Annotated in this window: 22 protein-coding genes; 13 read left to right on the top strand and 9 right to left on the bottom strand. The window is 69.2% G+C overall.

Features of this window, described 5'->3' with window-relative positions; translation table 11 throughout:
* Positions 1 to 25: 25 nt before the first annotated feature.
* The gene (locus tag SNE35_RS01765) at positions 26 to 238 is read right to left on the bottom strand and encodes a DUF2909 domain-containing protein (protein WP_320421062.1); all 213 of its coding nucleotides are present in this window, start codon (positions 236 to 238) and stop codon (positions 26 to 28) included.
* Between the two features lie 48 nt (positions 239 to 286).
* On the opposite strand from SNE35_RS01765, the gene SNE35_RS01760 reads away from it, so the two are divergent.
* Genes SNE35_RS01760 through SNE35_RS01740 form a run of 5 tightly spaced genes read left to right on the top strand, consistent with a single transcriptional unit; the run spans position 287 to position 4,299 of the window.
* Positions 287 to 1,006 carry an SURF1 family protein gene (locus SNE35_RS01760; protein ID WP_320421061.1) on the top strand — a complete coding sequence of 240 codons (720 nt, stop codon included), beginning with the start codon at positions 287 to 289 and terminating at the stop codon, positions 1,004 to 1,006.
* Complete coding sequence (locus tag SNE35_RS01755) at positions 942 to 1,661, top strand: SCO family protein (protein ID WP_320421060.1); 720 nt, start codon at positions 942 to 944, stop codon at positions 1,659 to 1,661. The genes SNE35_RS01760 and SNE35_RS01755 overlap by 65 nt, the downstream gene beginning before the upstream one ends.
* Positions 1,661 to 2,758 (top strand): COX15/CtaA family protein, encoded by a 1,098-nt coding sequence (locus SNE35_RS01750; protein WP_320421059.1) that lies wholly within the window; start codon positions 1,661 to 1,663, stop codon positions 2,756 to 2,758. The genes SNE35_RS01755 and SNE35_RS01750 overlap by 1 nt, the downstream gene beginning before the upstream one ends.
* Positions 2,759 to 2,779: 21 nt before the next feature.
* Positions 2,780 to 3,685 carry a heme o synthase gene (gene cyoE / locus SNE35_RS01745; RefSeq protein ID WP_320421058.1) on the top strand — a complete coding sequence of 302 codons (906 nt, stop codon included), beginning with the start codon at positions 2,780 to 2,782 and terminating at the stop codon, positions 3,683 to 3,685.
* On the top strand, positions 3,682 to 4,299 hold the full coding sequence (locus tag SNE35_RS01740) for an SCO family protein (protein WP_320421057.1): 618 nt from the start codon (positions 3,682 to 3,684) through the stop codon (positions 4,297 to 4,299). Before cyoE ends, SNE35_RS01740 begins: the two co-directional genes overlap by 4 nt.
* Before the next feature lie 43 nt (positions 4,300 to 4,342).
* Here SNE35_RS01740 and rpoH read toward each other — a convergent pair whose 3' ends face one another.
* Entirely contained in the window at positions 4,343 to 5,263 is a 921-nt protein-coding gene (gene rpoH / locus SNE35_RS01735) for an RNA polymerase sigma factor RpoH (protein ID WP_320421056.1), read from the bottom strand.
* A gap of 251 nt (positions 5,264 to 5,514) precedes the next feature.
* On the opposite strand from rpoH, the gene SNE35_RS01730 reads away from it, so the two are divergent.
* On the top strand, positions 5,515 to 6,465 hold the full coding sequence (locus SNE35_RS01730; RefSeq protein WP_320421055.1) for a quinone oxidoreductase family protein: 951 nt from the start codon (positions 5,515 to 5,517) through the stop codon (positions 6,463 to 6,465).
* Positions 6,466 to 6,483: 18 nt separating this feature from the next.
* On the opposite strand, the gene SNE35_RS01725 is transcribed toward SNE35_RS01730, so the two are convergent.
* From SNE35_RS01725 to SNE35_RS01710, 4 genes are all read right to left on the bottom strand, one after another.
* Positions 6,484 to 7,110, bottom strand: coding sequence for a GNAT family N-acetyltransferase (locus SNE35_RS01725; protein ID WP_320421054.1), 627 nt, complete (start codon positions 7,108 to 7,110; stop codon positions 6,484 to 6,486).
* 82 nt (positions 7,111 to 7,192) lie between these two features.
* A complete protein-coding gene (locus SNE35_RS01720) occupies positions 7,193 to 8,380 on the bottom strand; it encodes a GGDEF domain-containing protein (RefSeq protein WP_320421053.1) in 1,188 nt (395 codons plus the stop codon).
* A 15-nt stretch (positions 8,381 to 8,395) separates the two neighbouring features.
* Positions 8,396 to 9,907, bottom strand: coding sequence for an AMP nucleosidase (locus SNE35_RS01715; RefSeq protein WP_320421052.1), 1,512 nt, complete (start codon positions 9,905 to 9,907; stop codon positions 8,396 to 8,398).
* Positions 9,908 to 9,914: 7 nt separating this feature from the next.
* On the bottom strand, positions 9,915 to 10,385 hold the full coding sequence (locus tag SNE35_RS01710) for a CreA family protein (RefSeq protein WP_320421051.1): 471 nt from the start codon (positions 10,383 to 10,385) through the stop codon (positions 9,915 to 9,917).
* Between the two features lie 128 nt (positions 10,386 to 10,513).
* On the opposite strand from SNE35_RS01710, the gene SNE35_RS01705 reads away from it, so the two are divergent.
* The 3 genes from SNE35_RS01705 (at position 10,514) to SNE35_RS01695 (ending at position 14,291) form a co-directional block, all read left to right on the top strand.
* Positions 10,514 to 12,250, top strand: a complete 1,737-nt coding sequence (locus SNE35_RS01705) for a carboxyl transferase domain-containing protein (RefSeq protein WP_320421597.1) — start codon at positions 10,514 to 10,516, stop codon at positions 12,248 to 12,250.
* Between the two features lie 145 nt (positions 12,251 to 12,395).
* On the top strand, positions 12,396 to 13,589 hold the full coding sequence (locus SNE35_RS01700; protein ID WP_320421050.1) for a GGDEF domain-containing protein: 1,194 nt from the start codon (positions 12,396 to 12,398) through the stop codon (positions 13,587 to 13,589).
* 126 nt (positions 13,590 to 13,715) lie between these two features.
* On the top strand, positions 13,716 to 14,291 hold the full coding sequence (locus SNE35_RS01695; protein WP_320421049.1) for a protein phosphatase CheZ: 576 nt from the start codon (positions 13,716 to 13,718) through the stop codon (positions 14,289 to 14,291).
* Positions 14,292 to 14,304: 13 nt separating this feature from the next.
* Here SNE35_RS01695 and SNE35_RS01690 read toward each other — a convergent pair whose 3' ends face one another.
* The 3 genes from SNE35_RS01690 to SNE35_RS01680 are packed head-to-tail and all read right to left on the bottom strand — an operon-like array spanning position 14,305 to position 16,995.
* Complete coding sequence (locus SNE35_RS01690) at positions 14,305 to 15,159, bottom strand: ABC transporter permease (protein ID WP_431312696.1); 855 nt, start codon at positions 15,157 to 15,159, stop codon at positions 14,305 to 14,307.
* A 19-nt stretch (positions 15,160 to 15,178) separates the two neighbouring features.
* The gene (locus SNE35_RS01685; protein ID WP_320421048.1) at positions 15,179 to 15,970 is read right to left on the bottom strand and encodes an ABC transporter ATP-binding protein; all 792 of its coding nucleotides are present in this window, start codon (positions 15,968 to 15,970) and stop codon (positions 15,179 to 15,181) included.
* The gene (locus SNE35_RS01680) at positions 15,967 to 16,995 is read right to left on the bottom strand and encodes an ABC transporter substrate-binding protein (protein ID WP_320421047.1); all 1,029 of its coding nucleotides are present in this window, start codon (positions 16,993 to 16,995) and stop codon (positions 15,967 to 15,969) included. Before SNE35_RS01680 ends, SNE35_RS01685 begins: the two co-directional genes overlap by 4 nt.
* 98 nt (positions 16,996 to 17,093) lie before the next feature.
* Between SNE35_RS01680 and SNE35_RS01675 the strand changes: the two genes are divergently transcribed.
* From SNE35_RS01675 to SNE35_RS01660, 4 genes are all read left to right on the top strand, one after another.
* Positions 17,094 to 17,777: a response regulator transcription factor gene (locus tag SNE35_RS01675; RefSeq protein ID WP_320421046.1), complete on the top strand. Its 684-nt coding sequence runs from the start codon at positions 17,094 to 17,096 to the stop codon at positions 17,775 to 17,777.
* Positions 17,758 to 19,176, top strand: a complete 1,419-nt coding sequence (locus SNE35_RS01670; protein WP_320421045.1) for a sensor histidine kinase — start codon at positions 17,758 to 17,760, stop codon at positions 19,174 to 19,176. Before SNE35_RS01675 ends, SNE35_RS01670 begins: the two co-directional genes overlap by 20 nt.
* 106 nt (positions 19,177 to 19,282) lie before the next feature.
* On the top strand, positions 19,283 to 19,687 hold the full coding sequence (locus SNE35_RS01665; protein WP_320421044.1) for a DUF4345 family protein: 405 nt from the start codon (positions 19,283 to 19,285) through the stop codon (positions 19,685 to 19,687).
* Positions 19,688 to 19,763: 76 nt separating this feature from the next.
* Entirely contained in the window at positions 19,764 to 21,578 is a 1,815-nt protein-coding gene (locus SNE35_RS01660) for a GMC family oxidoreductase (RefSeq protein WP_320421043.1), read from the top strand.
* The last annotated feature ends 1 nt before the right edge of the window (position 21,579 follow it).

The following is a 21,579-nucleotide window of genomic DNA, read 5'->3' as shown; positions in this document are numbered from 1 at the left end:
CCCTTTGCATTTCCGATGATGACGCTTAGCGTTGCTGCAGCTCGAGCCCGTGCGGCTCGATCCAGCCCATCTTCCAGCTCAACAGGATGAACAGGAACAAGGCCACCGAGACGCCGATCCGCACCGTCAGCGCGCGCGCCATCTGGCGCTTGCCGGTCTTGTTGCGCAGCATGAAGAAGCCGGCCGAGGCGAGTGCGGCGAGGATGCAGACGAGGGCGATGACGACGATGGCTTTCATGGCCGCGGATTATCCGCGCGTGCCGCGGTGAGGCGGCATGCGGCGATCGTGCTCCTGGCGGCCGTCTGCGCCGTTGGGCTCACCGCGCGGCTGGGTGTCTGGCAGCTCGACCGCGCAGCGCAGAAGCTCGCGATGCAGGCTGCGATCGACAGCAGCGCCAAGCTCGCGCCGCTGGGCAATGCCGATCTGGACACGGTCGATGCGGAGCGCCAGCTCCATCGCGGCGTGCGCCTGCGCGGCCGCTGGCTGGCCGAGCGCACTGTCTTCCTCGAGAACCGGCCGATGCACGAGCGCGTCGGCTTCTACGTCGTGACGCCACTGCAGCTGGAAGGGCGACGCGAAGCCATCCTGGTGCAGCGCGGCTGGGTGCCGCGCGACATGCAGGACCGCACGAAGCTGCCGCCGGTGCCGAGCGCTAACGGCCAAATCGAGCTGACCGGCCGGCTCGAAGTGGCGCCGACGAGGTTGTTCGAGTTCACGCCGTCGGGTGGCGGCTCGATCCGGCAGAATCTGGCGTCCGCCGCGTTTGCGCAGGAGACGGGCCTCGCGCTGATGCCGCTGACCGTCTTCCAGACGCAGCCGCTGGACGCCGAGGATGCCGCCGCGCTGCCGCGCGACTGGCCCGCGCCCGATCTGGGCCTGCAAAAACACTACGGCTACGCATTTCAATGGTTTGCGCTGAGCGCGCTGTTCCTGGGTCTCTATGTCTGGTTCCAACTCATCCAACCCCGCCGCAGGCAGCAGAAACATCGGCAGCAACAGCCATGACGATCCGGTCGAGCTGACCATCCACAGCCTGCCCGACCCGGCCACCGCCTCCGCGCAGAAGCGCCGGGGCCGCCTGGGCATGCTGATGGTGGTGCTGGTCTGTGCGGCGCCGGTGGTCGCCTCCTACTTCAGCTTCTACGTGCTGAAGCTGCATGGCCGGGCGATCGGCGACCTCATCATGCCGACGGTGGACCTGCCCGCAGCGATCGACCTGCACGACCTCGACGGCCATCCGGTCAAGGCCGAATCGCTGAAGGGCCAGTGGCTGCTGACGGTGGTGCAGGACGCTGCCTGCGATGCCGCGTGCGAGAAGACCTTGTTCGCCCAGCGCCAGTTGCGCGAGATGTTTGGCAAGGACCGCGACAAGATCGACAAGCTCTGGCTGATCCCCGACGACGGCGCCGTGCGCCCCGAGCTTCGCAAGGCCGTCACCGAAGGCGTGCCGGTAACGGTCTTGCGCGCGCCGCGCGCGCAGATCGAGGCCTGGCTGAAGCCGGCGCCCGGCCATGGCCTGGCCGAGCACTTCTTCGTCATCGACCCGATGGGCCGCTGGATGCTGCGCTCGCCGCCGAGCCCCGCGCCCCTCGACGTCAAGAAGGACCTCGACAAGCTGCTGAAGGCCAACGCGGGCTGGGACCAACCGGGGCGACCGTGATGGGAAGCACCGCAGCCTACGATCTCGCGCCGCTGGGCCAGTTGCTGGCCTTCGCGACGCTGATCGCCGCCGGCCCGCTGCTGTGGTGGCGCCAGCGCTCGCGCGCGGCCACGCCCGCCGGGCGCCTGCGCGCGTTGACGGTGCTGACGCTGTTCCTGACCTTCGACCTCGTGCTGTTCGGTGCGTTCACGCGCCTGACCGACTCCGGCCTCGGCTGCCCCGACTGGCCCGGCTGCTATGCGCAATCGAACCCGCTGGCCGCGCACGACGAGATCCACGCCGCGCAGACCGCGATGCCCACCGGCCCGGTCACGCACCACAAGGCCTGGGTCGAGATGGTCCACCGCTACCTGGCCGGCGCGGTGGGCTTCCTGATCCTGGTGCTCAGCGCGCTGAGCTGGAAGCACCGGGACCAGGGCGCGATCTCGCCCTGGTGGTCGACGCTGACGCTCGCCTGGGTCTGCCTGCAGGGTGCCTTCGGTGCCTGGACGGTGACGATGAAGCTGTTCCCGGCTATCGTCACCCTGCACCTGCTCTTGGCGCTGGGCCTGCTGATGCTGCTGGCCTGGCAGGCGCAGGCCTACGAGCCCAAGCCGCTGGCGCTGTCGGCTGGCCTGCGCCGCGGCGCCTGGATCGTCTTCGCGCTGGCGCTGCTGCAAGTGGCGCTCGGCGGCTGGGTCAGCACCAACTACGCGGTGCTGGCGTGCAGCGAGTTCCCGAGCTGCCAGGCCGGCCAGTGGTGGCCGGCGGCCGACTTCGCCCAGGGCTTTACGCCGTGGCGGCCGCTGGGCACCGGTGCCGACGGCGGCTGGCTGCCCTTCGCGGCGCTGACGGCGATCCACCTGGCCCACCGCGCCGGTGCTGCCCTCGTCTTCACCGCGCTGCTGCTGTTCGCCTGGCGGTTGTGGCGCGCCGGACCCGAGGCGCAGCGCTGGGCCGTCCGCCTGCTGCTGGTCGCCGCCTGGCAGCTCGCCTCCGGCGTTTCTAACGTCGTGTTGGATTGGCCCATCGTCGCCGCCCTGGCGCACACCGGCGGCGCGGCCATGCTGCTGACCTTGCTGAGCTTTTTACTGGCGCGCCTGCATCAGGCACGCTGAATACCGATACCCTGTCCTGATATGTCTTCGACTTCCCCCGCCACCCACGCGCCGCTGAGTTCGCGCTGGCAGCAGTTCTACCAACTGACCAAGCCGCGCGTCGTGCAGCTGATCGTCTTCTGTGCCGTCATCGGCATGGCGCTGGCGATTCCCGGCCTGCCGCAGGGCCATGAGTGGGGTGTGATCCTGGCCGCCACCGTCGGCATCTGGCTGGTGGCCGGCGCGGCCGCGGCCTTCAACTGCCTGGTCGAGGAGAAGATCGACGCGCGCATGAAGCGCACCGCCTGGCGGGCCACGGCCAAGGGCGAGCTGAGCCATGCGCAGACGCTGAGCTTCTCGGCCATCCTCTGCGCGCTCGGCTCGGCCTTGCTCTGGTTTGCGGTCAACCCGCTGACGATGTGGCTCACCTTCGCCACCTTCATCGGCTATGCGGTGATCTACACGGTGATCCTGAAGCCGATGACGCCGCAGAACATCGTCATCGGCGGCGCCTCCGGCGCGATGCCGCCGGTGCTCGGCTGGGCCGCGGTGCGCGGTGATGTCGGCTTCGAGGCGCTGCTGCTGTGCCTGATCATCTTCCTGTGGACGCCGCCGCACTTCTGGGCGCTGGCGCTGTACCGCACCGAGGACTACCGCAAGTCCGGCCTGCCGATGCTGCCGGTGACCCACGGCGCCGACTACACCAAGCTGCAGATCGTGCTCTACACCTGGGTGCTGCTGGCCGCCACGCTGCTGCCCTTCCTGACCGGCATGAGCGGCTGGCTCTACCTGGTCAGCGCCGTGGTGCTGGGCCTGGCTTTCTGCGTCTACGCGATCCGCCTGTGGCGAAACTATTCAGACATGCTGGCGCGCAAGACTTTCTGGTTCTCGATCTGGTACCTGGCGCTGCTGTTCGCGGCGCTGCTGATCGACCACTACATCGCATGATGATCAAGAAACGACTCTTCCTGACCCTCGCGCTGAGCCTTGGACTTGGCCTGACCCTGGCCGCCTGCGACAAGTTCGGCGGCAGCTCGTCCGCCCCCACCTTCAAGGGCGTGGACCTGACCGGTGCCGAGTACGCCCGCACGCTGAGCCTGCCCGATGCCGACGGCCACATGCGCAGCCTCGCCGACTTCAAGGGCAAGGTCGTCGTGGTCTTCTTCGGCTACACGCAGTGCCCCGACGTCTGCCCGACGACGATGGCCGAGCTGTCCGAGGTCAAGCGCTCGCTGGGCGCCGACGGCGACAAGCTGCAGGGCGTGTTCGTCAGCATCGACCCCGAGCGCGACACGCCCGACCTGCTGAAGGCCTATGTGGCCAACTTCGACAAGAGCTTCGTCGCGCTGCGCGGCAGCGACGAGCAGACCAAGGCCGCAGCCAAGGAGTTCAAGGTCTATTACGCCAAGGTGCCCGGCAAGACCGAGGGCAGCTACACGATGGACCACACGGCCGCCAGCTTCATCTTCGATCCGCAGGGCCGGGTGCGTGTGTTCACCCGCTACGGCTCCGGCGCGCAGGCGCTGGCGGACGACGTCAAGACGCTGTTGAACGAGAAATGAAAAAAGCCCCGCTGAGCGGGGCTTCTGCTTTGCTGGCGACGCCTCAGGCCGGCGTCAGCGCCTTGCGCATCTTCTTCATCGCGGCCACCTCGATCTGGCGTATCCGCTCGGCGGAAACACCGTACTCGGCGGCCAGCTCGTGCAGCGTCATGCCGCCCGAGGAATCGTCGTTGACCTTCAGCCAGCGCTCTTCCACGATGCGGCGGCTGCGCGGATCCAGTGCATCGAGCGCACGCGTGATGCCGTCGCCGGCCAGCGCATCGCGGGCCTGGGCTTCCAGCACGCGGGTCGGTTCCTGCGTCTCGTCGGCCAGGTAGGCGATCGGGGCATAGCTCTCGCCGTCGTCGTCGGTCTGCGGCTCCAGGGCCACGTCGCCGCCGGACAGGCGCGTTTCCATCTCCAGCACTTCCTCGCGCTTGACGTTCAGCGTCGTCGCGACCTGCTCCAGCTGGGCCTCGGTGAGGCTCATCCGGTGCGTCTGGTCGTCAGCCACGCCTTCCTTCATGCTGTGCTTCATCGAGCGCAGGTTGAAGAACAGCTTGCGCTGGGCCTTGGTCGTCGCGACCTTGACCATGCGCCAGTTCTTCAGGATGTACTCGTGGATCTCGGCCTTGATCCAGTGCATCGCATAGCTGACCAGGCGCACGCCCTGGTCCGGGTCGAAGCGCTTGACGGCCTTCATCAGGCCGACGTTGCCTTCCTGGATCAGGTCGCCCTGCGGCAGGCCGTAGCCCAGGTATTGGCGGGAGATGGACACGACCAGACGCAGGTGCGAGAGCACCAGCCGACCGGCGGCTTCCAGGTCGCCGGATTCGCGCAGCTTGCGGGCCGAGGCGTTTTCTTCCTCGGCAGTCAGCAGCGGCAGGCGATTCACGGCCGAGATGTAGGCGTCCAGGTTACCGAGAGAGGGCACCAGCGCCCAGGGGTCGCGAACCGTCAGTGCAGCAGTAGAAGAAGTAGACATCGTCAGCTTCGCTTTCCTTGGCAAACCGAACCTTTTGGGTTCCACGGCGTTGATATTAGCACTCCGCCAAGATGAGTGCTAAACAAGAGGGGGTATCGCGGTGATAGCAAGAATTCATAGGGCTTCAGCGAAGAGTGTTTGCTAACTTTCACGCTAAACCGCCGATTTCTGCCGTCGGGATACGCCGGGGAACGGATGCTTGGCTGAGGCAAATCGGATGCCAGGGACTCGCCCGCCGTAGCATGCGGGCCATGAAAGCACTGACCTTCTCTGAATTCGGCGGTCCCGACGTCCTGCGCTGGACCGAACTGCCCGACCCGGTGCCCGGGCCCGGCCAGGCGCTGGTGCGCCTGCAGGCGATCGGCCTGAACTTCGCCGACGTCTACCGCCGCCAGGGGCGCTATCACCTGCGCGGCGCGCCGCCCTACATCGCCGGCTACGAGGGTGCGGGCGTCGTCGTCAGTGCGCCGCCCGGCAGCGGCTTCGCGCCCGGTGACCGGGTCGGCTTCGCCGATGCGCCTTTCGCCAACGCCGAACTGGCCGCGGTCGACTGCGAGCGCCTGATCCCGCTGCCCGCCACGATCAATGCGGAGACGGCCGCCGCGGCGCTGCTGCAGGGTCTCACCGCGCAGTTCCTCGCCAGCGACAGCCATCCGCTGGCGGCCGGCGAAACGGCGCTGGTGCACGCCGCGGCCGGCGGCGTCGGCGGCTTGCTGATGCAGTGGGGCGCGGCCCGCGGTGCGCGGATGATCGGCCTGACCTCCAGCGAAGCCAAGGCGGCGGTCTTGCGCGGGCAGGCGGCCGAGGTGCTCGTCAGCCCGCCCGGCGCCGCGCCGGACCTCACGGGACTGCCGCCGCTGGACGTGGTCTACGACTCCACCGGCATGACCGTGCTCGATTCGCTGACCCAGGTGCGTACGGGCGGCACGGTGGTCTTCTACGGCATGGCCGGCGGCACGCCGCCGCCGGTGCCGCCAAGCATCTTGATGGATGGCTCCAAGCGACTCGTCGGTGGCGACCTGTGGAATGTGCTCACCGGTGCCGAGGAGCGCCGGCGCCGTGCGGCCGAGCTGTTCGGCTTGATCGAGTCCGGCCGCTTGCGCGTGCCGGTGGCCGCGCGCTTCCCGCTGTCGGAAGGTGCTGCCGCGCATGCGCTGATCGAGGCGCGCGGCACCGTCGGCAAGATCCTGCTGATCGCCTGATGACGCTGAAATAACTCGTTAGCTCGACGCCAGTTCCAGCCGCTTGTAGTACATCGCGCTGGCGTGCAGCCGGCCTTCGGCGCAGGCGCTAAAGTCGGGGATCTCGCCGGCGCGCTGCCAGTCCAGATGGGCGAATACCGCTTCGGCCTGCGAATCGGCGGGCGTTTCCAGCACCAGCAGCGTGCGGCCCAGGTCCCGTACCGTGCACTCCGCGCGGTTCAGCAACTGGGTGGCGATGCCCCGGCCGCGGCTGCGGCTGTGCACCATCAGTTGCCGGAGTTCGCCGCGATGGTGCGCCTGCGCGCAGCCGGTGAACTGCAGGCAGCCTTGCAGCGGGCCGTCGTCGCTCTCCAGCGCGATCCACAGCGCCTGCTTCGGGCCCAGGCTGGCATACACCTGCTCCCAGTAGTCCAGCGCCGCATGGCGCGACATCGGGGCGAGGAAGCCAAGGCTGGCGCCGTGGTGGACGCCGTCCACCAGCAGGTCGGCCAGCTCCGGCAGCCAGCGGCGATCCTCGGCGCGGACCTGGCGCACCTGCACGCGGGAGCGGTGGATCTCGATGACGCTGGCGGGAGCGGTAACGGTGGCCGGAATGGGGGCGGGGGCGGGGCGGCGGAATACTGCAGCAACGGAGGATCTGAACATGAGCGTGGAGGATCGCAAGCCGAGGACAGAAGGCATTACGCAATCCCCGTGCCAACCTGGCACAGACCAGACACAACGTTGCTCAGCCGTGCTCGACCCCGGGTTCCGCCACCAGCTTCGCGCGGCCTGACTTCTTCGCCTCGTACAGCGCGGTCTCGGCCCGGCGCAGCAGGTCGTCGACACTGCGGTCGCCGGGGCGCAGCCGCGCCCAGCCGGCGCTGAACTCCAGGCCGAAGCCCAGTTCGGCCGGCGCGCGCGTGGCCAGCGCGTCGCGCATGCGCCGGTCCATCGCCGTCGGGCCCTGGGCGTCGGCGCGCGCCATCAGCACGGCGAACTCCTCGCCGCCGATGCGGCCCGCCAGGTCGCCGAGCCGCATCTGCTGTTGCACGCAACTGCCGAACAGCGCCAGCGCGCGGTCGCCGGCCTCGCGGGTGTGCGCGGCGTTCAGGGCCTTCAGGTGGTCGATGTCCAGCACCATCAGCGCCAGTGGCTCTTCATGGCGCCGCGCCATCGAGATCATGTCCGCCGCGCGGCCGACGAAGGCCCGCCGGTCGGCCAGGCCGGTCAGGCCGTCGGTCTGCGCCAGTCGCGCCAGGCCGCTCTCGATCTCGCCGCGCCAGGCCAGCACCAGGGCCAGCAGCATCAGCATCAGCGCCCACTGGCACAGCAGGCCCAGCACGGTGTTGACGAGCTGTTCGTCCAGCGGGCTGCTCGCGGCATGGCCAACGAGGCCCAGACTGCCGCGCAGCAGACAGATCACGAGCAACGGCACCACCGCCAGCAGCAGCAGCGCGCGCCAGCGCCGGTTGTCGGCAGCGGGCAGGTGGCTGGCCGGCGCGCCGGGCTCGGGCCGCTTGGGCCAGGCCAGGCTGATCGCCAGCATCAGCAGCTGGAAGGCAAGCCAGTAGTGCGCCCAGCCGACGCGGAACGCCGTGTCGCCGAACTGCAGGGCGTAGACGGCCGGCATCAGCACCGGCGCCGCCGTCATCAGCACCTGGCCCGGCCGCGGCTGAAGCCACAAGGCCAGCGCCCGCCACAGGCAGGACAGCGAGGCCGACAGCGCCAGCATCGCAAGGCTCAGCAACAGCCGCGCCGAGCCGCCGCCGGCGTCCGCCAGCGCCAGCCAGCCCAGCGCCTGCAGTAGCAGCGAGGCCTGGCCCCAGCGCGCGGCCTTGCTGGCGTGCGCGCCCATCAGCAAGGTCAGTACCACCGCCGCCATCAGCGACTGGATCAGCAGCAGGCTGAATAGGGTGGCATTGTCAATATGCATGACGCCTCGATCCCGCTACTGGAACGCCACCTCGGCGAAGCTGCGCAGCTTGCGGCTGTGCAACTGGCTCATCGGCCCGGTGCGCAGCAGCTCGACGGCGCGCAGGCCGATCTGCAGGTGCTGGTCCACGCGGGCGCGGTAGAACTGGTCGGCCATGCCGGGCAGCTTGATCTCGCCGTGCAGCGGCTTGTCGCTGACGCACAGCAGGGTGCCGTAGGGCACGCGGAAGCGGAAGCCGTTGGCGGCGATGGTCGCGCTCTCCATGTCCAGCGCGATCGCGCGGCTCTGGCTGAAGCGGCGCTGCGGGCCGCCCCCGACGGTGGCCGGCAACAGCTCCCAGTTGCGGTTGTCGGTGGAGGCCACGGTGCCGGTGCGCAGGATCTTCTTCAGCTCGAAGCCGCTGAGCTGGGTCACGTCCGCCACGGCCTGCTCCAGCGCCAGCTGGATCTCGGCCAGCGGCGGGATCGGCACCCACAGCGGCAGTTCCTCGTCGAGCACGTGATCCTCGCGCACGTAGGCGTGGGCGAGCACGTAGTCGCCCAGCGACTGCTTGTTGCGCAGGCCCGCGCAGTGGCCCAGCATCAGCCAGGCATGCGGGCGCAGCACGGCGATGTGGTCACTCATCGTCTTCGCGTTGGCCGGGCCGACGCCGATGTTCACCATCGTGATGCCGCTGCGGTCGCGCCGCATCAGGTGGTAGGCCGGCATCTGCGGCAGGCGCGGCGGCGGGGCGCCCAGCGCGTCGTCGGGCTCGGCCGCGCTGCCCACGCGCCGCGTCACCACATTGCCCGGCTCGACGAAGGCGATGCAGTCGTCCAGCTCGCTCGGGTTGGCCGGATCGGGCAAGCGCGCCATCAGTGCGTGGCCCAGGCGCACGAACTCGTCGATGTAGAACTGGTAGTTCGTGAACAGCACGAAGTTCTGGAAGTGCGCCGTCGAGGTGCCCGTGTAGTGGCGCAGCCGCTGCAGCGAGTAGTCGACGCGCGGCGCGGTGAACAGCGACAGCGGCTGCGCGGCGCCGGGGCCCGGCTCGTGCGTGCCGTTGGCGATGCCGTCGTCCATCGCCGCCAGGTCGGGCAGGTCGAAGATGTCGCGCATCAGCTGGCGCCGCGCCGGCGGCAGCGAGCCCTCGACGTGCTCGCGCTCGCCCAGCGCGAAATGCAGCGGGATCGGCTGGTGGCTGGTGCCCACCTCCAGCGGCACGCCGTGGTTCTCCAGCAGCAGGCGGAACTGGTTCAGGTAGTAGCCGGCGAACAGCTGGGGCGCGGTCAGCGTCGTCTCGTAGCTGCCCGGGCCGGCGACGAATCCGTAGGCCAGCCTGGACTCTGCGGCGCGCTGCACGGTGTCGGTATGGACGCGCACGAAGGGATAGCAAGCGCGCACCGGTCCGATGTCATCGCCGGCCACGAAGCGCTGCAGCGCCTCGCGCAGGTGAGCGACGCCGGCGTTGTAGATCTCCTGCACGCGGGCCAGCGCGGCCTCGGCGTCGTCGAAGCGCGTCGGCGCGAAATAGCTGGGACTGTGCATGGGCGTCCTACTTGACGGGGATGGGGGTGGCGCGGTCCACCGCCACGGCGGTGACGCTGTTCTTCGGCGAGCCCTCGATCACGCGGTCGGAGTAGGTGAGGTAGACCAGCGCGTTGCGCTTGGCATCGACCATGCGCACGATGCGCAGCCGCTTGAAGACCAGCGAGATGCGCTCGTTGAACACCTCCTCCTGCTGCGGCAGCGCCTTCGGGATGCTGATCGGCCCGACCTGGCGGCAGGCGATCGACGCATCCGACTTGTCCTCCGCCAGGCCCAGTGCGCCCTTGATGCCGCCGGTCTTGGCGCGCGACACATAGCAGGCCACGCCCTGCACCTTCGGGTCGTCGTAGGCGTCGACGACGATCTTGTGGTCCGGCCCGATCAGCTTGAACACGGTGTCCACCTCGCCGACGGACTCGGCCCGCGCCAGCGCACCCGCGCCGAGGGCCAGCAGAACCAGCAGCAACTTGCACTTCATCGTCGGATCTCCCCTTGTGGAGAGCCCAGTCTACCCATGCGCGCTGTCATCTCGGCGGCAGTCTTGTGAGCTTGGCAACTCTAAAGTGGCCGCTGACACCGAATGAGGAGACCCCGCCCATGCTCGACATCAAGGCCCCGATGAGCGCCCAGCTCGTCCAGATCGTCGTGCAGCCCGGCCAAGCGCTGCGCCGTGGCGAGCCGCTGCTGGTGCTGGAGGCGATGAAGATGGAGCACGAGCTGGTGGCGCCGGCGGACGGCGTCGTTGCCGAGCTGCTCTTCGCCGCCGGCGAGTCGGTGCGCGAGGGCGAGGTGCTGTTGCGCCTGCGGCCGGGTGCCGCGCTTGAACCCGGCCCGGCGGCCGCGGTGCTGCAGCAAGCCGAGGCCGAACGAGTTGAACTTGCCGCGTGGCGTGCCCGCCAGGCCCTGACGCTGGATACGGCCCGCCCGGAGGCGATCGCCAAGCGCCACGCGCTGGGCCTGCGCAGCGCGCGCGAGAACGTCGAGGACCTGTGCGACCCCGGCAGCTTCGTCGAGTACGGCGCCCTGGCCTTCGCCGCGCAGACGCGCCGCCGAGATGCCGACGAGCTGCGCGCCCAGACGCCGGCGGACGGCATGGTCTGCGGCATCGGCCGCGTCGGCGGGTCGGAGACGGTCGTGCTGGCCTATGACGCCACGGTGCTGGCCGGCACGCAGGGCTTTCGCAACCACCAGAAGACCGACCGAATGCTGGAGATCGCGCTGCGGCGCCGCCTGCCGGTGGTGTTGTTCGCCGAGGGCGGCGGCGGGCGGCCCGGCGACACGGACATGCCCATCGTCGCCGGCCTGCACGTGCCCACCTTCGCCAGCTTCGCGCGCCTGGCCGGCCAGGTGCCGCTGGTGGGCATCGCCGCCGGCCGCTGCTTCGCCGGCAACGCGGCGCTGCTGGCCTGCTGCGACCTGATCGTCGCCACGCGCGGCAGCAATATCGGCATGGGCGGCCCGGCGATGGTGGAGGGCGGCGGCCTGGGCGTGTACCCGCCCGAGGCCATCGGCCCGGCCGAGGTGCAGGCGGGCAACGGCGTCGTCGACCTGCTGGTGGAGGACGAGGCGGCGGCGGTGCGTGCGGTGCAGCAGTTCCTCGGCATGAAGGTGACGGTCGCCGGATGGCAGGCGGCCGACCAGCCGCCGCTGCGCGATGCGATCCCCGCGAACCGCCTGCGTGCCTACGAAATCCGGCCGCTGGTGGCGCGGCTCGTCGACGAGGGCTCGCTGCTGGAACTGCGGACCGCGTGGGGCGCGGCGGTGCTCACCTTCCTGGCCCGCATCGAGGGCCGGCCGGTGGCCCTGCTCGCCAGCAATTGCGCGGTCAACGGCGGCGCCATCGATGCCGCGGCCGCCACCAAGGCGGCCGACTGGATGGCGCGTTGTGAGGCCATGGGCCTGCCGCTCGTCAGCCTGGTCGATACGCCCGGCTTCATGGTGGGCCCCGAGGCGGAGGCGCTCGGCCAGGTGCGCGCCAGCGGCGGCCTGTTCCGCGCCGCGGCGCGCATGACGCAGCCGATCGTCGCCGTCGTGCTGCGCCGCGCCTACGGGCTGGGCGCGATGGCGCTGGCGGGTGGCAGCCTGCATGCGCCGCTGGCGAGCCTGGCCTGGCCGGGTGCCGAATTCGGCGCGATGGGGCTCGAAGGCGCGGTGCGCCTGGGCTACCGCAAGGAGCTGGCGGCGCTGCCCGAGGGGCCGCAGCGGCAGGCCCTGTTCGACCAGTTGCTGGCGCGCCAGGTCGACGACGGCCGCGCGGTCCGCATGGCCGAGATGCTGGAAATCGACGCGGTGATCGACCCAGCGGACACGCGTGCGGTGCTCGCACGCCTGCTTGCGGCGTGACTTAGTGCGCCGTCGCGCTTACGGGCGCCTAACTTACAAGTCACACGGGTTCCCTAAAATGGGGCATGCGGCCCCCACGCTCACTTCGTTCGCTGTCCCCCGAGGGGGGGCGTCAGCGCCTTCGGGTGGCCGGGCGGCGCTGACCATGACCCTGGACGTTCCCACCCTCTTCGTTGTCGTGACTGCCGTCACGCTGCTGATGAGCTTCTGGATCTGCCTGATGGCCTGGGGACAACCGCGCGGGCACGAACTGTGGCCGCTGGCGCTGTCGCTGGTGGCCTATGCGTCCAGCAACGTCCTGTTCTCGCTGCGGCAACTGTTGCCCGAGATCGTCGCCGTGGCCGCTGGCAACCTCGCGTACTCAGGCTCGCTCTCGCTGATGCTGGTGGCCATCCGGCGCTTCCAACGCGGCCCGGTCGGGCGCTGGCAGGTGACGCTGCCGATCGTGCTGGTGTTCGTGCTGCTGAGCCCGCTGATGCCCAGCGAGGAAGCCAGCTCGGTCTCGATCAACATACTGTGCGCGGGGCAGATGGTCCTGCTGCTGAGCGCTCTGTACGACCGCCGCTACCCGATCGAGGGCCGCGGCCGCATCATCCTGTTCAGCACCTACAGCGGCATGACCGGCGTGCTGCTGCTGCGCGCCTATGCGGTGTACTCGGGCCTGATCGGCGTTGGCACGGCGGCCGGCGGCGCGCGCTGGCTGGCGCTGGTGTTCGTGCTGGCGATGTGCGCGGTGCTGAGCATCGCGCTGGGCTTCGTCTACATGACGATGGAGCGGGCCGAGCGGCTGAACTACGAGATGGCGATGAAGGACATGCTGACCGGCCTGGCCAACCGCCGCGCGATCAGCGAAGACCTCGCGCACGCGGTGGCGCGCGCGCAGAGGCATGGCGCGCTGCTGAGCGTGCTGCTGATCGACATCGACCACTTCAAGCGCGTCAACGACGACTACGGCCACCCGGCCGGCGATGCCGTGCTGCGCTCGGTGGCGCAGGCGCTGCGGGAGCGCTTGCGGGCGCAGGACTTGGTTGGGCGCTTCGGCGGCGAGGAGTTCCTCGTCGTGCTGCCTGACACCGGGCTGGAGGGCGCGCTGGTGCTGGCCGAGGCGCTACGCGGGGACGTGGAGCGCACGCCCGCGCCTTGGGGCGCGCACCACATCGCCGTGACGATCAGCGTCGGCGTGCGCGGCGGCCGGGTCGGTGGCGCCGACACGCGCGAGAGCCTCGTCGCCGCGGCCGATGCCGCGATGTACCGGGCCAAGGAGGGCGGCCGCAACCGCGTCGAACATACGGCCGCCGGGATATTGACCGAGGTCCGCACGGCAATCCAGGCTGGTTGAGCGAAATTTGACCTCGCTGTGAAATAGCTGGCCTTTCGCCGCGGCGCAGGCTCGCGGCCCCTCGCGGACGCCAATAAGATGCCTGCAAAGAACCCAGGCGACCCTCGCGCCGCCGGAGCAACACCCATGTCCGCCTCGCCATCCCATCTTGAGGGCGCCGCTGCGCCCGCCGTCCTGCAGCAGCTTGTGCACGAATTGCCCGACGCCTGCGAGCGCCTGGCCTACGTCCGCAAGATGACCGAGCAGGCCGCGACCACGGTGCTCGAGTTGGTCGAGCGGGCGCAGGACGATGCCGAGCAGGTGCGCCGCCAGGGCGCCGACCTGTCCGAGATGCTGGGCCGCCAGGCACTGTCGCAGGAGCTGACGCTGGAGCGCGCCCGCTCGATGCTGAAGCTGTGTGCCGCCTATGCGGCCACCGCCGCCGGCTTCGCGGAACGCGAGCGGTCGCTGCACACCGAGCTGATGATGGCCCAGGGCTTCCAGGACCTGTCGGGCCAGGTGATCAACAAGGTCGTCAAGCTGCTGGAGCGCAGCGAGCAGCCGCTGGTCGAAGTGCTGGCTGGCCTGCCCAACGCGATGGCCGCGACGATGGCCGCCGAAGCGGCCGTGGAACAGGACCAATCGCTGGAAGGCGTGCAGACGCCTGATAAGGCGCTGCAGCAGGACGACGTGGACGACCTGCTGGCGTCACTGGGTTTCTAATTTCGGCTTCTGATCAGAAGCTCGCCGGCCGCCACTTCAGCAGCCGCTTCTCCAGTCGCGTCAGCAAAAAGTCCGCGCCCAGCGCGACGATGGCGAGCACGATCATCGCGGCGAACACGCCGGCCGCGTTGAACGCACCCTGCGCCGTGGCGATCAGCAGGCCGATGCCTTCCTTGGCGCCGAGGAACTCGCCCACCACCGCGCCCACCAGCGCGAAGCCGAAGCTCACGTGCAGGCTGGCCAGGATCCAGGACATCGCCGACGGGATGACTACGGCCGTGGTCAGCTGGCGCGGCGAGGCGCCGAGGATCTGCGCGTTGGCGATCAGGTACTTGTCGGCCTCGCGCACGCCCTGGAAGGCGTTGTTGAAGACGACGAAGAACACCATCACGACGGCCAGTGCCACCTTCGACGCCATGCCCAGGCCCAGTGCGATCACGAAGACCGAGCCCAGCACCACGCGCGGGATCGAGTTGGCGATCTGGATGTAGAGGCTGAACACGTCGGACAGCAGCTTGTTGCGGCCCAGCACGATGCCGCAGAACACGCCGGCCACCGAGCCGATCAGGAAGCCGATCACCGTCTCTTCCAGCGTCACCTCCACCTGGCGCCACAGCGAGCCCTGCGAGGTGCCGTTCTGCACCCAGTCGACGATCTGCGCCCAGATGGTGGAGGGCTGGGCGTAGAAGAAGGGATCGATCCACTTCTTGTTCGCGGCCAGCTCCCACAGGCCCAGCGCAATGATCAGCACCGCGAAGCGCAGGCCGATGATCATGTAGCGGCGGCCGCGGATCTTCGCCTGCGCCGCCTCGGATTCTTTCGCCAGCGCTTCGTCGCTGAGGACGGCGGGCAATGCCATGTCGGTCATGTTGTTGTCTCCGTTGTGTTCAGTGCAGAACGGCTTCGTCGCGCAGGTCGTTCCAGATCTGCTTGGAGAGCTCGATGAAGCGCGGGTCGTAGCGGACCTCGGCCATCACGCGCGGGCGCGGCAGGTCGATCTGGTAGACCTGCTTGAGCCGCGCGGGGCGGGCCGACAGCACGAAGACGCGGTCCGCCAGCGCGATCGCTTCCTCGATGTCGTGCGTGACGAACACGACCGAGCCGCCGCTCTGGCCCCACAGGCTCAGCAGCTCGTCCTGCATCAAGGTGCGGGTCTGCATGTCGAGCGCCGAGAAGGGCTCGTCCATCAGCAGGATCTCGGGCTTGTTGATGAAGGTCTGGGCCAGCGCGACGCGCTTGCGCATGCCGCCGGAGAGCTGGTGCGGGTAGTGCTGGCCGAACTTGCCCAGGCCCACGCGGGCGATCCAGTCGCGCGCCAGCTCGTGCGCCTGCGCCTTGGCCATGCCGCGGAACATCGGGCCGGCGGCCACGTTGTCCAGCACGCTGCGCCAGGGGAAGACCGCGTCCGCCTGGAACACAAAGCCGATGCGCGGGTCGATGCCGGCGACCGTGCCGCCCATCACCCTGACCTGGCCGACGGTGGGCTTTAGCAGGCCCGTGATCATGTTCAGCGTCGTGCTCTTGCCGCAGCCGGTGGGGCCGACGATGGCGATGAATTCGCCCTTGGCCGCGGCCATGCTGAAATTGCGCAGCGCCACGGTGGCGTTGCCGTCCTGCGAGATGAAGCGCAGGGAGACGTCGTCGAATTCGATGGCTGGTTTGTTGGCGACCTCGCTCACTTGATGTCTCCCGGGATGAAGGCGTTCGTGTAGGTCTTCGACAAGTCGATGTTCTTGCCCTTGATCAGCGGCTTGGTGGCGGCCAGCACCTTCAGCACCGACTCCGGGCCGCCCGCGGGCATGCGGCCGTCGTTCGTGTACATCGGCAGCGAGGCCTGCAGCGCCTGCACGTACAGCGCCTTGTCGTTGCCGTAGTAGTCCTTGGGCATCTTGTCGGCGATCTCGGCGGCGCTGTGCGTGCTGATCCACTTCATCGTGCGGGCGAAGGCGCGGGCCAGCTTGGTGGCCTCGGCCTTGTGGGCATCGGCCCACGCGTTCTGAACGTAGAGACTGGCGGCCGGGTAGATGCCGCCCAGCGCTGCGATCGTGTCCTTTTCGTTGCGCAGGTCCACCATCACCTTGCCGTCGCCGCTCTTGAGCACCTCGGAGATCGTCGGCTCGGTGGTCATGCCGGCCTGGATGCGGTCCTGCTTGATCGCGGCGATGAAGGTGTTACCGGCACCCACCGGCAGCAAGGTGTAGTCCTTGCTCGGCACGCCCGAGCGCTCGGCGAGGTAGCGGGTCAGGAAGTCGGTGGACGAGCCCAGGCCGGTCACGCCCAGCGTGTAGTTCTTGCCCTTGGCATCGGCGAAGCTCTTGAAACCGGCAGCCGCGGCCTTGGTGGAGACGATCTCGGCCTCGCCCGGCACCTTGCAGAACACTGCGATCGCCTCGATCTCCTTGCCCTTGCTCTGCAGGTCGATCGTGTGGTCGTAGAAGCCGACCACGCCCTGCACCGCACCGGCGATCAGTTGGTTCTCGGCGTCCACGCCAGCCGGCTGCGACTGCAACTCGACGTTGAGGCCTTCTTCCTTGAAGTAGCCCAGCGCCTCGGTCAGCTTGGCGGGCAGGTAGATGATCTTGTTGATGCCGCCGACCATGATGATGATCGGCTCGGCGGCCTGAGAGGAGGCAGCGCACAGGGCGAGCGCGGCGGCAGCGAACAGCGTGCGTGATGAGCCAGGGAAATAGGCAGGGAAGCGCATCGAGCGTGTCTCCATGTTGTTGTAGGCTCGCCCAGCTTACGGAGCGCCGCCTTTCGAACGGCTTTCGCCAGGCATCGCAGAATCTACTGGTTATCCCTATGAAAGTCCTGCTGATCGAGGACAGCCCCGAACTCTCCCGCTGGCTCGCGCAACTGCTGCGCGAGCAGGGCTTCGTCGTCGACCCGGTGGCCGACGGTGAGGCGGCCGATGCGCTGCTGCGCGGCCATGCCTACGACGTGGTGCTGCTGGACCTGAACCTGCCCGGCGCGCTCAGCGGCAAGGGCGTGCTGCGCCGGCTGCGCGAGCGCGGCGACGCGGTGCCGGTGCTGGTGCTGACGGCCAGCGCCTCGCTGGATCAGAAGGTGCAATGCCTGGAGATCGGCGCGGATGATTACCTCGTCAAGCCGGTCGAGATCCGCGAGCTGGTGGCACGCATCCAGGCGATGGTGCGGCGCCAGATGCCCGGCAAGGCCAACACGCTGGTATGCGGCGACCTCGCCTACGACCTGCGCACGCGCCAGTTCGGCTTGAGGGGTCAGGACTTGCCCCTGCCGCCGCGCGAGCGCTCGCTGCTGGAGGCGCTGATGCTGAAGGCCGGCCGCACCGTGTCCCGCCAGGCCCTGCAGGACGCCATCTTCAGCCTCGACGAAGAGGCCAGCGCCGACGCGGTCGACCTCTACCTGCACCGCCTGCGCAAGAAGCTGGAGGCCAGCCAGGCGACCATCATCACGCTGCGCGGCGTCGGCTTCCTGCTGAGAACCCGTGAAGACGACGAAGCCTAGCCTCCGCTGGCGGCTGCTGCTCTGGCTGCTGCTGCCGATGTCGCTGTTCGTCGGCATCTGCGCGGCGCTCAGCTGGCGCAATGCCACCGCCCTGGCGGACTACGTGCAGGACCACGACCTGCTGTCCTCCGCCCAGGTGCTGTCCGACCGGCTGATCTGGGAGGGCGACAACATCGCCGCCACGGTGCCGCCCTCGGCGCTGAGCCTGTTCGCTTCGCCCGAGCGCGACCAGGTCTTCCTCAGCGTCAGCGCGCACGAGGACGGCCGGCTGCTGGCCGGCTCAGCCGACTTTCCGCGCCCGCCCAAGTCGACCGCCAGCGGCGAGCCGCAGTGGTACGACACCGAGTTCCAGGGCCGACCGCTGCGCGTCGTGTTCACCCAGCGCTCGATGTACGAGCTGGGCAGCGCGCAGATGGTGGACATCGCCGTCGGCAAGACCACCGGCAGCCACGATGCGATGCGGCTCAAGCTCTGGTGGCCCAGCGTCGTCTACCTGCTGGTCGCGCTGCTGCTGGCCGGCGCCATCGCCACCCTGGCGCTGACCCTGGAGCTGCGGCCGCTGATGCGTCTGTCGCGCCAGCTGCGCCGCAAGGATCCGCTGCACCTGGACATGGCGATCGACACGGACGGCCTGCACCGCGAGCTGCGCCCGGTGGCCGACACGCTCAACGCCTTCACCGAGCAACTGCGGGCTCACTCCGAAGCGCAGCGCCGCTTCATCGCCGATGCCGCGCATCAGCTCCGCACACCGCTGGCGATGCAGGCCAGCCAGATCGAGTTCGCGCGCTACACGCGCGCGCACCGCAAGGACGAGGACTGGACCAGCCGCCGCGCCGACATGGATGCGATGTGGCGCGAGATGCAGGCCAGCAACCGCCGCCTGGTGGCCGTGACCAACAAGCTGCTGCTGCTCGCCCAGGCCGAGCAGCCCGATGCCGCGGTGGCGCCGGAGCCGGTCGACCTGGCAGCGCTGGCGCTGCACGTGCTGGAGCAACTGGCGGCGCTGGCCGACCGGCGCAACATCGACCTGGGGCTGGAGGCGCCGGACGGCCCGCTCGTCGTCCGCGCCCAGCCCGCGCTGCTCGACGCGCTGGTCGCCAACCTCGTCGACAACGCGCTGCGCTACACCGACGAAGGCGGCCGCGTCACCGTGGGCCTGGCGAAGCTCGATAACGGCGAAGTTCAGCTGACCGTCGACGACAACGGCCCCGGCATCGCCGCGGCGCTGCGCGAGCAGGTGTTCGAGCGCTTCTTCCGCGCCGCGCCGGGTACCGAAGGCACGGGCCTGGGCCTCGCCATCGTGCGCGAGGCGGCACGCGCCTGCGGTGCCCGCGTGACCTTGGAGGATCGGCCCGATGGCGGGCGGGGACTGAGGGTGAGGGTGGTGCTGGCCGGCTGACGGTTCCACAAGATGGGGCTGTTCCCGCTCAGACATCGGGTCAATACTCCGGCCCGCGGACAACTGATGAGATCCATCATCAGGCCGCTCCAAAGGAGACATCCCCATGCCCACCGCTTCCCCGATGCTGCTCAGCCAGCGTGTCGTGCAAGTCTGCCTGTTCCTGATCGCTGCGATTTCGGTGCTCGGCGGCTCGCTGCAGATGTACCTGGGTGAGCCGCAGGTCTCGCCCCGGCTGGACAACGTCCATCGCTTCATGGCGGGCGTCTACCTCTCCACCGGCTTCATCAGCTTCTGGGCCGCCCGGACCATCCGCCAGCAGGGAACGCTGGTGTACCTGCTCGCGCTGGGTGTGTTGCTGGCGGGCACCGGGCGGCTCGTGTCGATCAGCCAGGTCGGTCTTCCCGAGCCGGCGGCTCTGTGGCTTGGCTACCTGATCCCGGAGCTGCTGCTGCCGCTGATCATCGTGCTGGCGCACCGAGCGACGAGCCGCCACGCATCGCACGGCTGAGGGTTTTCAGGCCCGCCGTTACCAACGACTGCCCCTCCCGCGCTGGCTACACTGCCCGCCTCGTTGAGGAGGGCTCATGGGATTTGTGACGACGCGCGAGCTGGCGCGTGACTATGACGTGATCGTCGTCGGCTCCGGTGCCGGTGGCGGCCAGACGGCCTACACGCTGGCGCTGGAAGGCGTGAAGGTGCTGATGCTGGAAGCCGGCCGGCACTACGATTTCCGCACCGAGACGCCGATGTTCCAGGCCTCGCACGATGCCCCGCTGCGCGGCACCAGCACGCCGGACAAGCCCTTCGGCTTCTACGACGCGACGGTGGACGGCGGCTGGCAGGTGCCGGGTGAGCCGTACACGCAGGCGTCCACCAATGAGGAGCAGCGCTTCGACTGGTGGCGCGCCCGCATGCTGGGCGGCCGCACCAACCACTGGGGCCGCATCTCGCTGCGCAACGGCCCCTACGACTTCAAGCCGCACAGCCGCGACGGCCTGGGCTTCGACTGGCCCATCGGCTACGACGATCTGGCGCCGTACTACGACAAGGTCGAGATGCTGGTGGGCATCTATGGCAGCAACGAGGGCCTGGAGAACACGCCCGACTCGCCCGACGGCTGCCTGCTGCCCGCACCCGCCGCGCGCGTGGGCGAGCGCCTCATCGCACAGCGCGCCGGCAAGCTGGGCATCCCGGTGGTGCCCATCCACCGTGCGGTGTTGACGGCCAAGCTCGACGACAAGCGGATCCCCGCGCTGCTGCATCCCGGCAACGCGCGCGCGCAGGCGCTGGTCGCGCAGGCCATGCGCGATCGGGCCGCCTGCTTCTGGGCCACGCCCTGTTCGCGCGGCTGCGCGATCGGCGCGACCTACCAGAGCCCCGCCGTGCACCTGCCGCCGGCGCTGGCCAGCGGCAATCTCGACGTGCTCTGCGACGCGATGGTCTACGAAGTGACGACGAAGGACGGCAAGGCCAGCGGCGTGCGCTTCGTCGACCGCAAGACCGGCAAGCACATCGAGGTCAAGGGCCGTGCGGTGGTGCTGTCCGCCAGCGCCTGCGAGTCGGTGCGCATCCTGCTGAACAGCCGGACCAGCGCGTATCCGCAGGGCCTGGCCAACAGCAGCGGCAAGGTTGGCAAGTACGTGATGGACACCGTGGGCAGCGACCTGTCCGGCCAGGTGCCGCTGCTGGAAAACCTGCCGCCGCACAATGAGGACGGCGCTGGCGGCTCGCACATGTACGCACCCTGGTGGCTGTACGGCAAGCAGGGCGCGGGCTGGGCCGAGAAAGGCCTGGGCTTCCCGCGCGGCTATCACATTGAGCTGGGCACCGGCCGCCGCATGCCCACTGCCGGCACCGGCGCGGGCCTGGAGGGATTCACTCAAGGCAGCTACGGGGCGAAGTTCAAGCAGGATGTGCGCCGCACCTTCGGCTCCTTCGTCTACCTCTCCGGTCGCGGCGAGATGATCCCCAACGACGACTCGTTCTGCGAGATCGACCCGACGACGCAGGACCGCTTCGGCATCCCCGTGCTGCGCTTCCACTGGCAGTGGGCCGAGCACGAGACCCGCCAGGCCGCCCACATGCAGAAGACCTTCGCCGACATCGTCGGAGCCATGGGCGGAAAGGTGCTGGACGGCGGGCCGGAGCTGGACGGCAGGAAGGCCATCGCCCCGGGCGGTTCCATCATCCACGAGGTGGGCGGCGCCATCATGGGCGCGGACGCGAACACCTCCGTCACCAACCGCTGGGGCCAGACCTGGGACGTGCCCAACCTGTTCCTGTCCGACGGCGCACCCTTCGCGTCGAACGCCGACAAGAACCCCACGCTGACCATCATGGCGCTGGCCTGGCGCCAGGCCGACCACATCGTCGACCGCTTCCGCCGCAAGGAGCTCTGAG

The organism is Roseateles agri, assembly GCF_034043675.1.
Lineage (GTDB): Bacteria > Pseudomonadota > Gammaproteobacteria > Burkholderiales > Burkholderiaceae_C > KK5.
This window is presented reverse-complemented; position numbering and strand designations above follow the sequence as displayed.